13 protein-coding genes are annotated in these 19,343 nt (G+C 68.0%); 6 read left to right on the plus strand and 7 right to left on the minus strand.

Annotated features, from left to right (window positions below):
• The first annotated feature begins 44 nt into the window (after nucleotides 1-44).
• Entirely contained in the window at nucleotides 45-1,160 is a 1,116-nt protein-coding gene (locus CKY51_RS08835) for a saccharopine dehydrogenase family protein (protein ID WP_022970637.1), read from the plus strand.
• A 282-nt stretch (nucleotides 1,161-1,442) separates the two neighbouring features.
• On the opposite strand, the gene CKY51_RS08840 is transcribed toward CKY51_RS08835, so the two are convergent.
• Both CKY51_RS08840 and CKY51_RS08845 read right to left on the minus strand, forming a co-directional pair.
• A complete protein-coding gene (locus tag CKY51_RS08840) occupies nucleotides 1,443-2,228 on the minus strand; it encodes a DUF1868 domain-containing protein (RefSeq protein ID WP_022970638.1) in 786 nt (261 codons plus the stop codon).
• A gap of 10 nt (nucleotides 2,229-2,238) precedes the next feature.
• On the minus strand, nucleotides 2,239-4,896 hold the full coding sequence (locus CKY51_RS08845) for a TonB-dependent receptor (RefSeq protein WP_031338262.1): 2,658 nt from the start codon (nucleotides 4,894-4,896) through the stop codon (nucleotides 2,239-2,241).
• Between the two features lie 80 nt (nucleotides 4,897-4,976).
• Here CKY51_RS08845 and CKY51_RS08850 point away from each other — a divergent pair, with 80 nt between their 5' ends.
• Complete coding sequence (locus CKY51_RS08850) at nucleotides 4,977-6,155, plus strand: ROK family protein (RefSeq protein ID WP_022970640.1); 1,179 nt, start codon at nucleotides 4,977-4,979, stop codon at nucleotides 6,153-6,155.
• Between the two features lie 78 nt (nucleotides 6,156-6,233).
• Here the strand turns inward: CKY51_RS08850 and CKY51_RS08855 are convergent, their stop codons facing one another.
• Both CKY51_RS08855 and CKY51_RS08860 read right to left on the minus strand, forming a co-directional pair.
• Entirely contained in the window at nucleotides 6,234-7,901 is a 1,668-nt protein-coding gene (locus CKY51_RS08855) for a ribonuclease H-like domain-containing protein (protein ID WP_022970641.1), read from the minus strand.
• On the minus strand, nucleotides 7,898-10,393 hold the full coding sequence (locus tag CKY51_RS08860) for a DEAD/DEAH box helicase (RefSeq protein ID WP_022970642.1): 2,496 nt from the start codon (nucleotides 10,391-10,393) through the stop codon (nucleotides 7,898-7,900). Before CKY51_RS08860 ends, CKY51_RS08855 begins: the two co-directional genes overlap by 4 nt.
• Nucleotides 10,394-10,511: 118 nt before the next feature.
• Between CKY51_RS08860 and trhA the strand changes: the two genes are divergently transcribed.
• A complete protein-coding gene (gene trhA / locus CKY51_RS08865; protein WP_081641299.1) occupies nucleotides 10,512-11,225 on the plus strand; it encodes a PAQR family membrane homeostasis protein TrhA in 714 nt (237 codons plus the stop codon).
• 151 nt (nucleotides 11,226-11,376) lie between these two features.
• Here the strand turns inward: trhA and CKY51_RS08870 are convergent, their stop codons facing one another.
• Entirely contained in the window at nucleotides 11,377-11,997 is a 621-nt protein-coding gene (locus CKY51_RS08870; RefSeq protein WP_022970644.1) for an NAD(P)H-dependent oxidoreductase, read from the minus strand.
• 378 nt (nucleotides 11,998-12,375) lie between these two features.
• Here CKY51_RS08870 and CKY51_RS08875 point away from each other — a divergent pair, with 378 nt between their 5' ends.
• On the plus strand, nucleotides 12,376-12,999 hold the full coding sequence (locus tag CKY51_RS08875; RefSeq protein WP_152249119.1) for a dihydrofolate reductase family protein: 624 nt from the start codon (nucleotides 12,376-12,378) through the stop codon (nucleotides 12,997-12,999).
• 204 nt (nucleotides 13,000-13,203) lie between these two features.
• Here CKY51_RS08875 and CKY51_RS08880 read toward each other — a convergent pair whose 3' ends face one another.
• Complete coding sequence (locus tag CKY51_RS08880; RefSeq protein WP_022970647.1) at nucleotides 13,204-13,392, minus strand: CsbD family protein; 189 nt, start codon at nucleotides 13,390-13,392, stop codon at nucleotides 13,204-13,206.
• Between the two features lie 428 nt (nucleotides 13,393-13,820).
• Here CKY51_RS08880 and CKY51_RS08885 point away from each other — a divergent pair, with 428 nt between their 5' ends.
• Both CKY51_RS08885 and CKY51_RS08890 read left to right on the plus strand, forming a co-directional pair.
• Nucleotides 13,821-16,463, plus strand: coding sequence for a glycosyl hydrolase 115 family protein (locus CKY51_RS08885; protein ID WP_022970648.1), 2,643 nt, complete (start codon nucleotides 13,821-13,823; stop codon nucleotides 16,461-16,463).
• 202 nt (nucleotides 16,464-16,665) lie between these two features.
• Nucleotides 16,666-18,858: an ATP-binding protein gene (locus CKY51_RS08890; protein ID WP_022970649.1), complete on the plus strand. Its 2,193-nt coding sequence runs from the start codon at nucleotides 16,666-16,668 to the stop codon at nucleotides 18,856-18,858.
• An 87-nt stretch (nucleotides 18,859-18,945) separates the two neighbouring features.
• On the opposite strand, the gene CKY51_RS08895 is transcribed toward CKY51_RS08890, so the two are convergent.
• Nucleotides 18,946-19,341 carry an EF-hand domain-containing protein gene (locus tag CKY51_RS08895; protein ID WP_031338269.1) on the minus strand — a complete coding sequence of 132 codons (396 nt, stop codon included), beginning with the start codon at nucleotides 19,339-19,341 and terminating at the stop codon, nucleotides 18,946-18,948.
• Nucleotides 19,342-19,343 lie beyond the last annotated feature (2 nt).

Raw genomic sequence — 19,343 nt, forward strand, 5'->3', positions numbered from 1 at the left:
CATTTCGTCGATACTGCGCGGCGCATCCACAACGCGTGTCGGCGATGACGTATCGAGTGCTGGTGTTGGGCGGCTACGGCCATTTTGGCGCGCGCATCGTGCGTGCGCTGGCGGCGATGCAGCAGATCGAGGTGATCGCGGCTGGCCGGCATCCGCAGGCGGTCGCGACCACCTGGCCGCAGGTCCCGTCCGGCCGCATCACCGCCTGCACGCTGGACATCGCTGCCGCGGACTTTGCAGTGCGCCTGGCGGCCACCGGCGCCGAGGTGGTCGTGCATACCGCCGGCCCGTTCCAGGGCCAGGACTACGCGGTCGCCCGCGCCTGCCTGGGGGCCGGCATGCACTACATCGATCTGGCCGATGGCCGCGCCTTTGTGCAGCAGTTCCCGACCGCAGTCGACGCGCTCGCCCAGCGCGTTGGACGGACCGCGATCAGTGGTGCCAGCACCTTGCCGGCACTGTCCAGCGCGGTGGTGGATGCGCTGTTGCCGCGGCTGGACGTACTGGACGGCATCGACCTGGTGATCGCCCCGGCGCAAGCGACGCCGCTCGGCCTGGCGACCGTGCGCGCCGTGCTGTCGTATTGCGGCACACCGTTCACCTGGTGGGAGGCCGGCCGCTGGCAGCCGGTGGTGGGCTGGGCCCGGCCGCAGCGCGTGCGCTTTGCGCAGTTGGCGCCGCGGCTGGCCGCGCCCTGCGACGTGCCTGATCACGCACTGTTGCCCGCGCGCTATCCCGGCGTGCGCAGCGTGCGCTTCCGCGCGGCACTGGAGTTGCCGCTGTTGCAGCGCGGCCTGGCGGCGATTGCCTGGTTGCGCACGCATGGCGTGCCGCTGCCGATGGCGCGGCTGGCGCATGTGCTGGCGCGCGCCGGGCGTTGGTTCGACCACTTCGGCAGCGACCTGGGCGGCATGCGGGTGGAACTGCAGGGCCAACGCGCTGGCAAGACCTGCACGCTGCGCTGGGATCTGACCGCAGCCATGCTGCACGGACCGGAGATTCCCTGCTTCGCCGCGATCCTGCTGGTGCGCAAGCTGGCCGCCGGACACACCCTGCCCAGCGGTGCGCACGCCTGTGTGGGATTGCTGACGCTGGCCGAGTTCGAGCAGGAATTTGCCGCTTGGCAGATGCACACGACGGTGTCGGAGACCAGCGCGTAGTGCAGGGTTGCTCGCCTTGGCCGCGCGCCGTGCGCACCCCGCGGCCGTGCAGTGTGCGATGCGCAGACAGGAGCGCGACCAGCACGTCACCCTTCCCGATGACACGACGCCACGCATCCACGCGCCGAGCCGGATGGCCACCATGGTGCCGTCGATCACCGCATATGTCGCAGCAAGGTGCCGCACGCGTGAGCAGACCTGCGTTGCGTCGGCGTTAGCCGTCGGTCGGTCGCCAAACGTTGCGGTGAGCCGTTGCCCGTGCCTCGCCACGCTGAGCTGCATCTACACCTCGTGCAGTGTCCGAAAGGCGTACATGTCCGCCAGCGTGCAGAAATGAAAGCGCGGCACCGTGATCGGCCCGGCTGCCGCAAGCCGCGTCAGCCAATGGCCGACCGCGGCGCGGTAGGCGGCCCGTTCTGCGCTGTCGAGCGTCTCGCAAAGGTACGCCAGCGAAATATGAAATCGGTAGTCGATGTAGTCGGGGCGCTTTAGCCGGATCAGGGCCATCAGCCGTTGGCGCGCAGCCTCCAGCCGCTGGGCGGTCTGCGCGTCCGCCGGCCGCAAGGGAATCAGCAGATTGTCGTTGCGGCCGGTTTTGGCGGCAGCCGGATCGACCAGGAACCGGCAGGCGCCCAGTGGGGTGGCGGCCTGTTGTTGCAGTCGCGACAGGAAGACTGCTGCCATTTTGTCGAGTGGAACGTCGCGCGCCATGTCGTCGGGCCACGGGCCGTGTCTGCGATCGATGTCGTTGACCCCGCCCAGCAAGGTCACGTGATAGCTGCTCGGCGGCAGCAAGGCGAATTTGTGACCAAACGGCTGTGCAGGCAATTGCCGGTAGATATCCAGCACGTGGTCGAAGCTGTCGTAGCCAGCGCCCTGTTGTTCGAGATGGCCAACGAAGGTATTGCCGACAAACGTCATCGGCTCGCGCGAACGCAGGAACTTGCGGCCCACGTCCGGAGGCGTGGCGGGCGTGGCCGCTGTTGGCAGCGCGCTCGCCAACAGCGAGACGCCGGCGGCGGCGAGGAGACCGCGGCGGCTGACACGGGATTGCAGTGTGGGCGACATGCGCAGCTCCTCAGAGTTTGACGTTGATGCCAAGCATCACGGTGGGGGCCATCTTCCAGGCCGACTGCACGTATTCCTGCTGCCGGCCGATGCGGTACTGGTAGCCCTGACCGGTGAGGTTGAGCACGTCCAGGCTGAGGGCGACCGCTGGCGAAATGTCCCACCCCAGCTTCAGGTCGACGCGATCCAGCGTCTGCTGGTAGCGGTTGCGATAGAACTCCAGCTGGTTGCTGTAGTTGGGGTAGCGGTCGTCCCACAGCACACCGGTATGGTTCCAGGCCAGCGATGCGCTCAGCGGGCCGCGCGCGTAATTCAGTGCGAGATTCCACAACTGCTTGGGTTGCTGCGGCAGCACCGTCAACGCGGTACGGCTGCCATCGCCCAGGACCACCGGGTAATCGACATCCAAGAAAGTGACATTGGCGCTGACCGACAGGCCGTTCAATGCCGGCAGCCAGGGTCCCAGTTCCTTGATCGCGCCGAGTTCGGCCCCGCGCATGCGCACCGGTCGGTCGCTATTGCGTGGCTGGGTGACCAGGACCTGCTGGCCGTCGAGAGTCTGCAATTGGCCGTAGCGGAAGATTTCGTCGGCGATGGTCTTGTGGAACACGGCGATCGACAGCAGGCTGCCGCCATCGTCGAAGCTCCAATCGTGGCCGAGGTCGAGGTTCTCCGAGCGGCGCGGTTGCAGGTCCGGATTGCCCTGGTTGAGCGTCGGCGGTGAGCCGGTGAGCGTCAGCACGCCGCCGTTCAACGCCATCTGGTCCAGCCGTGGCCGCCCGATCGAGCGCGAAGCGCCAAAGCGCAAGGTGCCGTTGGCGCTGGTCTGCAGGCTCGCCGCCAGTGAGGGCAGCCAATTGCGATAGGTCCGCACCGCACTGACCGGCGTCCAGACGCTGCCGCTCAATTGCTCGCCACTGCTGCCGAAGCGCGTCTGCTCCAGGCGCACGCCCCCGGCCAGGCGCCAGCGTTCGCCGCGCCATTGCGCCTGCGCAAAGCCGGCGCGCACCTGTTCGTCCACGCTGTAGCTGCCGCTGTTCTGCGCCGAGGTATCCACCACGCCGCTCGCCTGGCTGGCGACGGCGTCCCAGCGTGCGTCCGCCAAGGACGGATCGATCGTCAGCATCGGCATGTTGCAGCCCAGTGCGCAGGTCGGGTCACCCAGCACGTCGGCCAAGGTATACGGCAAGCTGTTCCAGGTGGTGCGCTGGAAGCTGGTCTGCATGTGCGTGCGCACCTGTCGTAGCCCCCAGGCCAGGCCCAGCCCGCGGCTGTCCTCGTCCATATTGCGGCGCAGTTCCAGTTGCAGGTCGCTGACGCGCTCGGCGTAACGGGTGCGTTCCTGCTGGTGATACAGATCCGGATAGCGTGTGGGGTCGTCGGCCAGGGCAGGGCTCAGTGGCGTGAATGCAGGCAGGCTGCCGTTCCAGTCGAACCCATAGGCCAGGCGGTTCTGCTGAAAGCGATCCCAGGTCTGCGGATTGTCGACGGTGGCACGCGAGGTACTGGCCCGCAGCGCGCCGCGCCACTGCGACGGCAGTTCGGCCAGCAGTTCGCCATTGAGCCCATACAGCCCGCGCTTCCAGCGCAACTGGCCGAGTTCGACCAGTTGGTTGAGGTTGTCCAGGGTGCCGCTGTCGGCATCAGTGCGGGCCAGGCGCGCGCTGTTCTGCACCTGGGCGACCTGAGCATTGCGGTCGGAGGTCTCGCGCTGGTGGAAGGCGTAGCCGGACACGTGGCCACTCAGTGGGCCATCCGGTTGCCAATCCATGCGCATCGTCAGTCCATTGCGTTCGCGCGTGTTGTCGTAGTTGTACCAGCGCCGTTCGCTGGGCACTGCGGCGCCCACGCCGCCGTAGGCCACCGGTGCGCGCGTACCATCGGCGTTGTACCAGTTCAAGCCGCTGCCGTTTTCCTGCTGCGGCACGAAGATTTCCCGCCGCCAGACGCTGGCCGCGCCCAGGAACGCGAATTGGTCATCGGGTCCGAAACGCTTGCCCCATTTCACCGCGGCTTCGCCCGCTGGCGTGCGGCCCCCGTACCGCTCGCCCATCAGATTGGCGCCGCCTTTGGCAGAGACGGTCAGCAACCCGTCGGGACGGCCAAAGCCGTTGGCGGTCACCAGGTTGGTCACACCGCCGATCGCACCGCCGTCGTTTTCCGGCAGCAGCGACTTCACCACGTCGATGCGGTCGACAAAATTGGCCGGCAGCACGTCCATCAGCGCCTGGCGGCTGCCGATGTCATTGCTGGCGAACGCGAAACCGTCGATCAGCATGCTGTTGTAGTTGCCGTTGAGGCCGCGCACGGTCACGTAGCGCGGTTCGCCCTGGTATTCCACGGTGCTGACGCCCGTCACGCGGCGCAGCGCGTCGCCGACGTTGAAATCCGGCAGCTGTCCGATGCTGTCGGCGGCGACCGAGTCGACGATGGTGGGGGCGTCCTGCTTGGTCGCGATGGCACGGGTGTTCTGCGATTGGAACGAGGTACGCACCTGCACGGTATCCAGTGTCTGCGGGTCGCTCGTCCCCGGATCGTCGCTGGCCTGGGCCGCTGCGTTGAGCGCGCCAGTCAAGGCCAGCCCCAGGGCGACCGACAAGGCGCGTCGGCTGTGCGCCTGCGGCAGCGGGAAACGGCGTGGGCGGGAATCAGGTTGCAACGGGCGCATGGCACGATCCAGGTCGGGCGGCCCCACCGTGGTGGCCGCTGACGATTAAATTAAGCGACTTAATTAAAAGATTGATGACAATGCCCGAGCCGTCGCCGCTGCCGCCTCCCTTCTTCGCAAACGCGGCCATCCGTCCGCAGTACCGCCGTCGCGGCGATGGCTTGGCCGCCAGCGCCAGCGAGCGTTTGCTGTTGGACCTGGTCCGGCGTTCCGGCCAGGTCGAGCGCGCGGACCTGCCACGCGCCTGTGGCCTCAGCGTGCCGGGCACCAAGGGCATCATCGACCCGTTGGTGGCCCAGGGGCTGTTGCAGCTGGGGCCGTCGCTGCGTCGTGGCCGCGGCCAGCCAAGCGCCCTGGTGAGCTTGGTTCCGGGCTATGCCTATAGCCTCGGAGTGTCGGTGATGGTCGACGGCATCGCGGTGCTACTGATCGACTTCGCCGGCCAGGTCCGCGGCATGCGGCACTTCACCGCCTTCCCGTTGACCCTGGCCGACCTGCGGACGCAGCTGCCTGCGCTGGTGGAAGAGCTGTTGCAGGCCGTGGGAGTGGATCGGCAGCGCCTGTTCGGTGTGGGTCTGAGCATGACCGGCCCGCGCATCGGCCAGGGCACGCGCGTCAACCCGCCGCTGTCGCTGGCGGAGGAGTGGATGCAGGCGGAGCTGGACCGGTTGGTGGCCGAGTGCCTGCAGTTGCCGGTCTGGATGGACAACGATGCCCATTGCGCGGCCCTGGCCGAGGCGCTGTACGGGATCGGCCGCCAATCGCCGGATCTGGTCTATCTGTCTATCGCCGATGGCTTTGCTGCCGGCGTGATCGCGGGCGGCGGCGTGCGTCGCGGCGCGCATGGCAATGCGGGTGAGCTGGGACGGATCTCGGCCATCACCGGCACTGCGCGTCCCACGCTGGAGAGCTTGCGCCAGGCCATGGTGGCCGACGGCCACGCCTTGCCCGACTTGCACGCGATGCTGCAGCACTACGATCCACGTTGGCCGCAGATCGAGCCCTGGCTGGACACCGTGCAAGCGACGGTAACGCTGGCGGTCGCGGCCATCATTGCCCTGGCCGATCCGCCGATCATCGTGTTCGGCGCACGCCTGCCAGCGGACCTGGCGCGTCGGCTGATCGCACGCATCACGTTCGAATCGGCACCGCGGCGCGGCATCGCATCGCCGTATCCGGCGCTGCTGGTTGGACAGGTGCAGTCTCATGCCACGGTGATGGGCGCGGCGATGCTGCCGTTCAAAGAGACGCTGTTCTAGGCGCTCGTCATGGCGAGCGCATGCGGGAGATCGCAGGGCACGGGGCGGCGGTCTTCGACCCGCCGCGCGCTGACGCGGCTAAGGGGTGCCCACCAGCGTCAGCGCGTCGCGTTCCTGCGCGTCCACCGCCACCAGCCGTTGCAGCAACAGCGACAGCGTGACCACGTCCTGGTGGTTGTGCGCGGCCACGCGCCGCAGGTTGCGCGCGCTGCCGCCGCGCAGATAGTTCAGCCAGGCGGCTGGCGCTTCGGAACCGGGCAGGTCGTCTTCGCGCACCACCTGCAACAGCTGCCGTTCGATGGTGGACAGCTTGCAGTTCTCCCAGGTGCCGCGATAACGACGGCGGGTCGGAAACAGCAGATCGACATGGTCCAGCGGCGAGATCGGGTCGCCGCGCCGGGCCAGCCGGTAACGCGTCTTCAATAGTGGCGCGTCGTAGCAGCGACCGTTGTAACTGCACAGCACGGTGTGTGGCTGCAGCCAACTGGCAAAGACCTCCAGCATGGCGCGCTCGGCCGCCATCGTGGAGATCATCAATTGGCGGACGCGCAGGCCGTGGCCCAGGTGCGGATCGCCGCGCCACTCGGCGACGCCGATCATGAAGGCGCGGGTCCCGGTGCCGCCGGCCAGGCCGGTGGTCTCGGTGTCGAAGAACAGCACGTGCTCGGCGGCGACTGCGTCGTCGCGCTTGGCAAAGGCCAGCGATAGCGCTGCAGCAGGCGTCGGCTGCGGCAGGAAGGCTTCGATCAGGTGCAGGCCGGGCGCGATTTCGCTGCCAGGCAGCTGACGATCGACGGTTGCGGTGGGCATCGGCGCCTGCGGCGTCGGCACCGCGCGCGCGCGCAGGCCGATCATGCGGCGCAAGGCGTCTATATCGGTGCGATGGGGTGGACGCGTCGGCGTGGCGGCAGCCGCGCTGGTCGGTTGGCGTGCGGTGGCCGGTGCGGTGGCCGAAGATGCACGATGCTGGGTGTGTTCCACCCAGGCGAACACCGAGGCAGCGGCGCTGGCGCCGCCCGCTGCAGGCGATGGCGTGACGTCTGAAGAGAGAGGCGGTGCGGCGGGATGGCCGAGCGCAGTGCGGCTGCGCAGGCGATCGGTGGACGTCGATGGTCGTGCCGCATCCACCGGCGGTGCGCTGCGAACGTGTACCGCGGGCGCCGGTACCGGCGCTCGCGGCGCGCGCGACGGCGGTCGTGCGGCATCCGGGTGCGGTGTCGGCGTGAGCCCGCCAACCTGGCGACGCAGCAGGCGCAGGCGTTCGGCGCTGACACCCGCTGCCGTGCGCGCCGCCGACGCGGGCAGCGCCGCCTGCATCGCAGCCGATGCAGGAGCCGTTGCCATGGCAGTGACCGCCCCTGCTTGCGTGCCGTCGCGGACAGGTGTCGCGCTGGTGGGGTGTGAAGCGGATGCCGGCAGCGCGGCATTGCCGGCCAGGCGCGGCCACGTCGGTGCCACCTCACGCACGGCGCGATCGGCGTCATGGCGTGGCGTGACATGGGCCGCCGCAGCGCGCGCGTCGTCATCACCGATTGGCCTGGGCGTATCGCGGTGCGTAACGTCCGCGCTGGCAATGCCATTGGCGGGAAGGACGGTGGGCTCACTGCGCGCCGTGGCTTGCGGGCGAGGCTGGCCATCGCCCATCGGTTGTGCCGACTGCGCAGCGGCATCGCCGTTTGCCGCTGGCGCCGTGGTCTGCCCGGCCTGGCGGCGCAGCAAGCGCAGGCGGTCCGCACTCACCGTCATGCAGGCACGTCCAGCGCCACGTCATCGTCCAGCTGCGGGGCGTGGCGCAGTGGCGCGTGCAGATCGGACAACAGTGCCAGCACGGTCAAGGCCAGGCGCTTGGGCGATTCGCCAGTGCCGGCTTCGTGTGCGGCCAGCACCGGGCCGACGCACGCCGGGCAACCGGCGCTGCAGTCGCAGCGCTGCACCAGCTCATCGGCCCGCTGCAGCAGTTCCGCCTGGCGTTGCCACAACGGCTCGCTCAGACCCACGCCGCCGGGGAAGTTGTCGTACAGATACACCGTCGGCACGAAGGCCTGTTGCAGTTCCACCGCGCCTTCCACCCCGTCCTCGGCACCGCGCAGCTGGCCGCGCCCGCTCTGGTCGGCCACTGCGAACCAGGCGCCATCGCCGTTGCCCACCGCCTTCTGCAGGTCGCGCGCATCGGCCATCACCGCCACCGTGGCCACCACGTGTAGCGCATAAGCCGCGCCGAGAAAGCCGTCCAGCGCGTCCTGCTTGCTGCCGAAGGCCTTGCCCAGCGTCGCCTGCGGCAACTGCCACCAGACCGCGGTGGTGTGCAGCTCCTGGTCGGGCAGGTTGACCGGGCCGTAGCCGATGTTTTCGTGGGTGTAATAGCGGATCTTCTTGTAGCCGGACACCCGCCGCACCACGTGCACCTCGCCATGGTGGCAATCGCCACGTCCGGCCGGGCCGCCATCGAAGCGGTCCAGCACCTTGAGCTTGGTGTAGTCGATGCTGTCGGTGTAGTAGTCGACGTGGGTGCGGGTGACATAGGCCTTGCGGCCTTCCCAGTCGAGTTTCTCCACCTGGTAAGGCGTGCTCTGCACCATGTGGATGGCGCCTTCGTACAGCGTCAATGCCGCGGCCGAGTAGTCGACTTCGGCAATGATCTGCTGCTTGCCATCGGTCTTGTCCACCACCACGAAGTTGCCATCGGCCACCGAGCGCAGGCTGACCGCATTGGCCGGATAGCTGTCGGCGATCCACTCCCAGCGCTCGCCCTCCTGGTGGATCACGCCGCTGTCGGCCAGCGCTTCGAGGAACACCAGCGGATCGATTGGCCCGAATGGCTCGTCGGCAATGAACGGCAACTCGAACGCCGCGCAGCGGATGTGGTCGAACAGGATCAGCGGCTGGTCCGGGGCGATGCGCGCATGCTCGGGTGAGGCATCGGCGAAGAAGTCCGGATGCCGCACGACGTACTGGTCCAGCGGCTGCGAGCTGGCCACCAGCACGCCCAGCGCCGGCTGCTGGCGGCGCCCGGCGCGGCCGAAGCGCTGCCAGGTCGCCGCCACGCTGCCCGGATAGCCATTGAGCACCACCACGTCCAGCGCGCCGATGTCCACGCCCAGCTCGAGTGCGGAGGTGGAAACGATGCCGTCGATGGTGCCGGCCCGCATCGCCCGTTCCACCTCGCGCCGTTCGGTCGGCAGGTAGCCGCCACGGTAGGCGCGGATGCGTGCCGGCTTGCGCGGATCGTGGTCGAAGATGTCCTTCAGGTACTTGGTCAGCACCTCCACCATCAGTCGCGTCTGTGCGAACACCAGCGTCTTCAGCCCGCTCTTGATCGCGATGCGCGCGATCCGGTTGCTCTGCGAGCGCGCCGAGGCACGCAGGCCCAGGTCGGCATTGACCACCGGCGGGTTCCACAACAGCACATGCTTGTCGCCGGTTGGCGCGCCGGACTCGGTGATGGCATGCACGCGCTCCTCCACCAGCGCCTGCGCGTGCGCATGCGGGTTGCCGATGGTGGCCGAGCACAGGATGAACTGCGGGTTGGCGCCGTAGAACGCGCAGATGCGCTTGAGCCGGCGCAGCACGTTGGTGACATGGCTGCCGAACACGCCGCGGTAGGTGTGGATCTCGTCGATCACCACATAGCGCAGGTTCTCGAAGAACTGCGCCCACTTGGTGTGGTGCGGCAGGATGGCCTGGTGCAGCATGTCCGGGTTGCTGACCACGATGTCGCCGTGCAGGCGGATCGCCTGGCGCGCATCGCCGGGGGTGTCGCCGTCGAAGGTGAAGGCCTTGACCCCCAGCTCGCCGGCACGATTGAGCTCCAGCAACTCGGCGACCTGGTCCTGCGCCAAGGCCTTGGTCGGGAACAGGTAGAGCGCCTTGCTGCGCGCGGTCATCGCCGCGCTTACCACCGGCAGTGTGTAGCACAGCGACTTGCCCGAGGCGGTGGGGGTGACGATGGCCACGTGCTCGCCGCGCTGGCTGGCCGCCCAGGCCTCGGCCTGATGGCTGTACAGACGGTCGATGCCGCGCGCGCGCAAGGCCGCGGCGAGTGCGGGCGGCACATCGTCCGGCAGCGGCGCATAGCGGCCTTCGCGCCCGGGCAGGGTGAAGCTGCCGGTGATGCGGTCGTGGTAGCGGCGTTCCAGTCGCGCGCTGAGCAAGGCACCGTCGCGGCTGGGACGGCCATCGGTGGTGGCCAGGGCGCGCTCGGCGGATTCGGTACGGGGGGCAAGAGCAAACGGGGGCATGCAGCGGCTCCCAAAGTGGGAGAGTCAACGCGAAAGGTGTCTCAGGGTATGAGACTGCGCGCCGGTCGACGAGCCCGTGTCACTGAGCGGATTCAGCAAGCGGGTATGCTGTGCCCCCATGGCGCGGCGCGCGGTGCCCTGCCGGTCCCCCTCTCGAAGATTCCCTGTGTCCGTGCCTCCCCACAGCAGCGCTCCTCACTACCAGACGCCCGCCGCGCGTCGTGCCGACATCTTCGTTCACGCCGCCGGCCTGTTCCTGGCCATCGTCGGCGGTGCCTGGATGGTGTGGCGCGCCCATGCCAACGAGACCATGGTGCTGGCGACCTGCGTCTACGCGCTGGGTCTGCTGGTGATGTTCGCCTGCTCGGCCGCGTACAACTTCGCCCCACCGCAGCGCCAGCCGATGCTGCGCAAGTTCGACCACGCCGGCATCTTCGTGATGATCGCTGGCTCCTACACGCCGTTCTTCCTGGTCGCGCTCGATGGCCCCTGGCGTTGGGCGATGATCCTGGCGGTCTGGGTCGTGGCCCTGTTCGGCGTGTTCGCCAAGCTGTGTCTGCCCGGCATCGCCAAGGGATTCTGGGTCGCGATCTATCTGCTGCTGGGCTGGGCCGGCCTGGTGGTCATCCGGCAGATGATCGCCGGGCTCGACAGCAGCGTGCTCTGGCTGATCATTGCCGGCGGTGCCTTCTACACCGTGGGCGTGGCCTTCTATGTCCGCAAGTCGATGGTCTACAACCGCGCCATCTGGCACGCTCATGTCCTGGGTGGCGCCCTCTCGCACTGGTGGGCGATCTGGTTGTGCCTGCGCCCGGTGGTGGAGGCGTCGTAGCGGCGAGCGGGAGTTCGGCGGGGCGACAGGGCTGGCGCGAAGAAGCGCCGTGGACGCTGTCGCTGCCAGCAAGGCAATCCGATCCGGATGCGATGAGCGCGCGGCGCGGCTGCAGGTGCCGCCCGCTTCCGGCCGTCGCATGCGCTGCGCTCTAAGCGGACGGTGTCGATCCGCGGGCAGCCTTTGCCTGGAACAAACGCTGTCCCACCCGGTGCGCGGTGGCGAAGTGCGATGCGGGAAACTCCGGATCCGGGAGCGTCAGTAGCTCGGCGCTGCGTACGGTCGCACCACAGAAGTCGAAGATGCCGTGGCCGATCTGCGTCTTCATCGCCCCGAAGTAGCCGTGCCGCGCATAGGTGCGCTCGTCCGCGCCGCCGATGGCCAGCAGGTGCACGTCCAAGCGCTCCAGCTTCTTGACGATGCGGCCATCGGCCTCTTCGTCGAAGGCCCAGCCCAACGTGAAGACACGGTCGATCCAGCCCTTGAGCAGCGCCGGAAAGCCCCACCAATAGATCGGAAACACCAACACCAACGCATCGGCCCGATCCAGCCGCGCCTGCTCGGCGGCCACATCCGCCGCCGGTGCCGCGCGCTGCGTATACAGGGCGATATCGGCCTGGTTGAAACGTGGATCGAAGCCTTCCTGCGCCAGGTCGGCGAGTTCGATGCGATGGCCTGGGTCCTGTTGCCTGACCGCTGCGATCAGCTGCGCTGCAACGGCATGCGTATGCGAGCGGGGGTCGGGATGGGCGACGACGACCAAGGCATGCATGGAGAAGGACTCCGGGATCAGGGGGCCACAGGCTAGTGGCACCGCCCGAGTGCGCGCGGTGAAGAGGCGAGCCGGAACGCGCCGCTGCAGTGCGATCAAGCGCGGGCTTCCAGGCCGGCACGGGAAGGCCAGCGATCCGGATTCCAGCACCACGCATCGATGGCGCATGGCGTCGGTGCGATCGCAACGATGCGGCGACCCGTGTGGACGGGCTTGGCCATGGCCAGTGCGCTGGGCGGCATCTGCCGCTAAGGTGCGGGTGGCAGACGGATCGGCGATCCGACGGTTGGATAGCGTGCCTGTCGCAATGCGGGGGCGATAGGCGTCGTGCTAATGGATGTCGGCCGCTTCCTCTCCCCATCGCACCAGGAATCCACGATGCGTCAGCTCAAGTTGATGATGTCGATGTCGCTCGACGGTTTCGTCGCCGGCCCTGGCGATGAGATCGACTGGGTGTTCAACGGCGACCAGGCCGCCATCGCCTGGAAGGTAGAACATGCCTGGAATGCCAGTCTGCACATCATGGGCAGCCGGGTGTTCGAGGGCATGGCCAGCTTCTGGCCGACGGCGGAGTCTGCGTTCGCCCCGGCGATGAACCAGATTCCGAAGCTGGTGTTCTCGGCACGTGGCGCTGCGGTACTGGAGACGGCTGCGCATGCGTTGGCCGCTGCACACGCGCGCTGCGCAGATGCCGGCATGGCGTTGCCCATCGGGGGCGAGAGCTGGGCGCAGGCCAGGGTGGGCGGCGGGCCCCTGCGCGAGACCATCGCCGAGCTCAAGGCCGGCGAGGGCAAGCCGATTCTTGCCCACGGTGGTGCCGCGTTCGCGCGCAGCCTGATTGCCCACGGTCTGATCGACGAGTACGTGCTGGGCGTCTATCCGATCCTGCTTGGTCAGGGCTTGCCGATCTTCGATGCGCTGCCCGTGCCCCGGCCGCTCGCCCTGGTCGACAGTCAGCGCTTCCCCAGTGGTGTCATGGCGCAAACCTATCGATCAACGTAAGTGCCGACCGGGCAGACGGCACGTACGAGCTGCAGTCAGGCCAAGCTGACGCGGGGTCGTGCCTGGCGTGAAAAACAAAGCCCCGCGGAACGCGGGGCTCGATGAGCACTAGGCGACGCGGGCGTGGTGATGCGCGGCAGCGGTCGTGCCTGTTCTGTTCGCCTACAAGCCTTGCGTGAAGGCTCTGCGCCGCCGGAATGCGGATTACCTGGCCGAACGGGCGGCGTCGCGGGCCTTGTCGGCGACTTCGCCAGCCTTGCGCTGGACCTTGCCGATGTTCTTCTCGGCCGCACCTTCCAACTCGGTACGCTTGTTGCCGGTGACGTGGCCGACGGTTTCCTTGATGGAACCCTTGACCTGCTTGGCGGCACCTTCGATACGGTTCTTATCCATTGCTCGACTCTCATTGGTTGGGAACGCTGGGCCAGTCTGTGCGCGCCGATGTGAGCACGGTGTCTGCCTAGCTGTCGCGGTCATGAACCGCCATCGCAAGCCTGGAAGGGGGGGCAGCGCGGCATCGGACAGCAGAGCGGCGCGTGGCGTGGCGAGCCCGCTGTGTCCTGGGGCGTCATCTGCGGCCCCGTGCTCTGCACAAACAATGGCACCGGTCGGGTGGTTCCAAGTCTCGACTGTGGCTCGGCATTCGCGACACGACTAAGCAACTTGCTGGTGATCTCGATCACGACGCACGCACGATCACGCAGCGCAGCAAGACCGCGCGCGCTTGGCCCGCTATAGTCGCTCGGATTGATAGCGCTACCATACTTGCAGCGCGGTGGTCGCAGTGGGGTTTGCTGCTGGCGCTCCGCTCAGGAGAGACGATGAACGTGCGCTGGTTCCTAGCGGTGCTGTTATGCGGAACGCTTTACGCGCCCGGTGCGTTGGCGTGTTCGTCTCCCGTATCGGTCTGTGAGCGCAACGCTGCAGGCAGTTTTGCGCTGATCAGCGAGACCTCGCCGGCGGCGGTGCTGGTCGATGCGCAGGCGGATTCGGCCGTGCAGCATGCCGCCGACGGGTTCGCTGGCGATCTGCAGCGGGTGGGCGGCCAGGCGCCGCGTCGGTTGCAGGATCCCACTGCGGTCCACGGGCCGGTGGTGGTGGCCGGGGTCGTTGGCGCGAGCGCGACGATCGATGGATTGGTGCGTACGGGCAAGCTGGATGTCACCGGCCTGGCCGGACAGTGGGAAGCGTATCGGCAGGTCGTGGTAGAGCGTCCGTGGCCGGGTGTGGAGCGCGCGCTGGTGGTGGTGGGCTCGGACCGTCGCGGGGTGGTGTTTGGGCTCTATGACCTGTCGGAGAAGATCGGGGTGTCGCCGTGGTCGTGGTGGGCCGATGTGCCCGTGCAACCCAGGCGCACGCTGTATCTGACCGCCGGCGAACATCGCGATCAGCCGAAGGTGAAATACCGCGGCTTCTTCATCAACGACGAGAACCCGGCGTTCGATACCTGGGCGCGCACGCACTTCGGCGGCATCAACGCGCAGATGTACGCGCATGTTTTCGATCTGTTGCTGCGCCTGAAAGGCAACTATCTTTGGCCGGCGATGTGGGCGCCGAAAGCCTTCAACGACGACGACCCGCAGAACATGGTGCTGGCCGATGCGGTGGGCGTGGTGATGGGCACCTCGCACCACGAACCGATGATGCGCGCGCACGACGAGTGGCACCGTCATCAGGATGGCGGGATCACTGGGGGCGCCTGGGACTATCTGCACAATGGCGCCAACCTGCGCGCCTTCTGGCGTGGCGGTATCGAACGCATGGTCGCGCGCGGGCCGGATCGTCCGTACGACAGCGTGGTCACCATCGGCATGCGCGGGGATGGCGACGAAGCGCTGACCGAGGGCACGGCGATCCCGTTGCTGGAGCGCGTGGTGGCCGACCAGCGCGCGATCATCGGCGCGGTCACCGGCAAGCCGGCCGCGCAGACGCCGCAGGTGTGGGCCTTGTACAAGGAAGTGCAGGACTACTACGACCACGGCATGCAGGTGCCAGACGATGTGATCCTGCTGTTCGCCGACGACAACTGGGGCCAGTTGCGCCGGCTGCCGAGCAAGGACCTGACGCGCGCCGGTGGCTTCGGCATCTATTACCACTTCGATTACGTCGGTGTGCCACGCAACTACAAGTGGCTCAACACCAACCAGATCGAGAAGACCTGGCAGCAGATGGACCTGGCCTATCAACGCCGTGCGCGCGCGATGTGGGTCGTCAATGTCGGCGATATCAAGCCGATGGAATACCCGTTGGACTTCTTCCTGCGGCAGGCATGGAATCCCGAAGCGATGGATGTCGCGGCGCTGCAGCGATTCCCGCAGCAATGGGCGCGTGCCGCATTCGGTCCGACGCGGGCCGAGGCGATCGCCGATATCGTGACGCGCTACAGCCAGTACGCGGCCCGTCGCAAGCCGGAGCTGATCGATGCCGACAGCTTTCCGCTGGGCGCCGGCACCGGCGAGGTCCTGGATGGCGGCGAGTTCGGTGCGCTGGTGGCGCAGTGGGAGGCCTTGGAGCGCGACGTGGCGACCGTCAAGGCGGAGTTGCCGTCGAGCCAGCAGGATGCGTACTTCCAGCTGGTGGAACATCCAGTGATCGCGATGGCCACGCTGTATCGGCTGTACTACGCGGTCGCCTGGAATCGTCGCCTGGCCGCCGCCGGCGATACACGTGCCAATCAGTTCGCCACACTGGCGGAGGCTGCCTTCGCCCGCGATGCGCAGATCACCGCGCAGTACCACGCACTGGCTGGCGGCAAGTGGAACGGCATGATGCTGCAGACCCATATCGGCTATACCAACTGGCAGGAGCCGCCGACGCAGACGTTGCCGACGTTGGTGCGGGTGCCAGGCGACGCTGATCCGCGTCCGCTGCGTTGGGCCGAGGCCGCGTTTCCGCAGGTCGCCGATGCGATCGCCATCGAAGCGCCGAACTACAGCCGCAAGGTCGATGCTGCCGGGCTGCAGTGGCACGCGATCCCGCACCTGGGGCGCACCCTCGGGGCGATGGTCGCATTGCCGCAAGGGCGGCCGGCGACGACGGTGGCCGCGGGCGTGCGCCTGGAATACGCGCTGACCACCACGCGCGCAGGCCCGCTGGTGGCGCAGCTCTATCTGGTGCCGAGCCTGGACGTCAGTGGCGGCGAGCGACTGCGGCTGGGTGTCTCGCTCGATGACGGTCCAGTGCAGGAAATCGCCGACAGCCTGGTGCCGGCGCCGACCGCGACCACGCGGCAGCAGCAGCGCGATTGGAATGCGGCGGTGCGCGACAACGCGCGCGTGGTGCAGGCGCGCTTTGCGGCCGTGTCGGCCGGTGCGCACGTCCTCAAGGTCTGGCGCTTGGACGACAACGTGGTGCTGCAGAAGCTGGTCCTCAGCCAGTCGGCGTTGCCGGCCAGCTATCTGGGGCCGGCGCCCAGCGCGCGCGCAGCGGTGAGCGGAGCGGTAGCGCGGCCCTCCGAACCCTGACGGTGCGACCGGTGGGCGCAGATCGGAGTGCGCGCCTGCCCGCTTCGCGCAGCCGGTTCGGGTAGTGCGTGTGGCGGTGCACGGCATGCGTGGCTGGTCATGACACAATGCGCGCACTTCAGCCAGGCGGGACCTGCACGTGAGCATAGAGTCCGCCGCCATTGCGCCGAACGGTCTGGCATTCCTTTCGGGCGGCGGCGAGATGGGGGCCTTGATCCGCGCGCACGACTGGGAGGCCACCGTGTTCGGGGCGCCGGAGCGCTGGCCGCAATCGCTGCGGTCGGCGCTATCGGTCGTGATCAACGCCAGGCTGCTGGGCGCGGTGTTGTGGGGGCCGGACCTGCGCATGCTGTACAACGACGTCTATGCGCAGTCGCTGGGCGATCGCCATCCGCATGCGCTGGGGCAGCCGGTGGCCGAGGTCTGGCGCGAGACCTATGCGCCGATCGCCGAGGCGTTCGATCGGGTCCTGCGCACCGGCGAGGGATTCGGCCAGAGCTTCATCGTCCTGCCGATGCGGCGCAACGGGATCGACGAAACCACCTATTGGAACGCCACCGCATCGCCGATCCGCGGTGAGGACGGCAGCATCGTCGGCTTGTTGAACATCGCCATCGAGACGACGGCCCAGGTGGTTGCCGACCGCGATCGCGATCGCCAGCACGCCTTGCTCAGCAGCGAAAACTCGCACCTGGCGCACGAAGTGGTCAGCCGCACCAGCGAGCGCGATCGCGCGGTGGAGGCGGAAACGGCTGCGCGCCGCAATGCCGAACGCGTGCAACTGGCGCTGGCAGCCGGCGCCATCATCGGCACCTGGATCTGGGACCTGCCCGAGGATGCGTTCTCGGTGGACGAAGCGTTCGCGCTGAACTTCGGCATGGATCCGGCACTGGGACGCAGCGGCGTGCCGTTGCGCGAGGTGCTGCGCTCGGTGCATCCGGACGATCGCGCCGGCCTGGACGCGGCGATCGCCGAGGTGTTGGCACGCGGCGGCCCCTATGCCCATCAGTACCGGGTCAAGCGCGCCGACGGCAACTACTACTGGCTGGAGGCCAACGGCCAGGTGGAACTGGCCGCCGATGGCACGCCACTGCGGTTTCCGGGAGTGTTGCTCGACATCGAGGCCCGGCATGCGCTGTCGGAAGAACGCGACCGGGCACTGGCGGCCCTGCGCGAGCTCAGCGCCACGCTGGAACAACGCGTCAGCGAGCGCACCAGCGAGTTGATGGTGATGGAAGAGGCGCTGCGGCAATCGCAGAAGATGGAAGCGGTCGGCCAGCTGACCGGTGGCTTGGCGCACGACTTCAACAACCTGCTGGCCGGCATCTCCGGCGCGCTGGAGTTGATGTGTCTGCGTCTGGAGCAGGGACGGGTGCAGGAGCTGGGACGCTATCTGTCGGTGGCGCAAGGTGCGGCGACCCGCGCGGCCGCACTCACCCATCGCCTGCTGGCCTTCGCCCGCCGGCAAACGCTGTTGCCCAAGCCGACCGACGTCAATCGCTTGGTGGCCGACATGCTGGAACTGGTGCAACGGACGGTCGGCCCGGGGATCCGCGTCGAGAGCCTGCCGGCAGCCGGGCTTTGGTCGGCACTGGTCGATGCCTCGCAGTTGGAGAACGCACTGCTCAACCTGTGCATCAACGCGCGCGATGCCATGCCCAATGGCGGTCGCCTGCGCATCGCCACCTGCAATCACTGGGTGGACCACGCGATGGGCCAGCAACTGGGCATGCCCGAAGGGCATTACCTGTCGCTATGTGTGAGCGACACCGGCACCGGCATGCCGCCGGACGTGGTGGCGCGTGCGTTCGATCCGTTCTTCACCACCAAACCGCTGGGCGAAGGCACCGGGTTGGGGTTGTCGATGATCTACGGGTTCGCCAAGCAATCCGGCGGCCAGGTACGCATCCATTCGGAAGTCGGTACAGGCTCGAAGGTGTGCATCTATCTGCCACGCCATCTCGGTGTCGAGGCCGGAGTGGAAGGCCCGACGGCCGGATTGGCGCTCCTGCCTTCCATTGACACGGCGACGGTGCTGATCGTCGATGACGAGCCTTCCATCCGCACGCTGTTCACCGACGTGTTGCAGGAGCTGGGTTATACGGTGCTGCAGGCGGCGGACAGCGCGGCCGGGCTGGACCTGCTGCTGTCGCCGGCGCGGATCGACCTGCTGGTCAGCGACGTGGGCTTGCCCGGCGGCATGAACGGCCGACAGATGGCCGATGCCGCGCGCGTCGGCCGCCCGGAGCTCAAGGTGCTGTTCATCACCGGCTATGCAGAGAACGCCCAGCTCAACGAGGGCCATCTCGATCCCGGCATGGCCGTACTGACCAAGCCCTTCAGTGTGAGCGTGCTGGCGCGCCGGGTCAGGGAGATGATTGCCAGCGAGGCCTGAGTGCGTCGCCATCGCATGCCGGCTGAGGCCGGCATGCAACGCTCTAGGATGCGGAGTGACCAACCGGGTGCAGACGGCGCTCGCCGCTCAGTGCGACTGCTGCAGATACGCCTGGACATCGTCCAGGGTGATGCGCCCGCTGTGGCTGCGATCGATCTGATCGAAATGCGTGGCGAGAAAGCCCAGTCCCTGCGCCTGCGCCTGTTGCCGCGTCAGGGTGGCGCCCTGCGCCAGCGCGGCCTCGGCGCCGAGCGCCTGGGTCAGGCGCTGCTGGGCCTGGTGCTGCAGGCTGTCGCCAACGCTGTCGGCGACGGGGGCGCCAGCTGTCTGGTCGGCGCGGAGTGCGAACGGACCTTCCAGACCGCCGGCCCGGTGCGTGGTCGCCGTGGAGGTCAGCTGTGTGGGCAGGGACTGCGCGGCCGCGCTGCCGGCCAGCAAGGCCAGCAGCGGGACGAGGGGGCGCACGGCAGAGGGGATGTGCATCA

This window comes from Xanthomonas maliensis (assembly GCF_009192945.1).
In the GTDB taxonomy this organism is placed as follows: domain Bacteria; phylum Pseudomonadota; class Gammaproteobacteria; order Xanthomonadales; family Xanthomonadaceae; genus Xanthomonas; species Xanthomonas maliensis.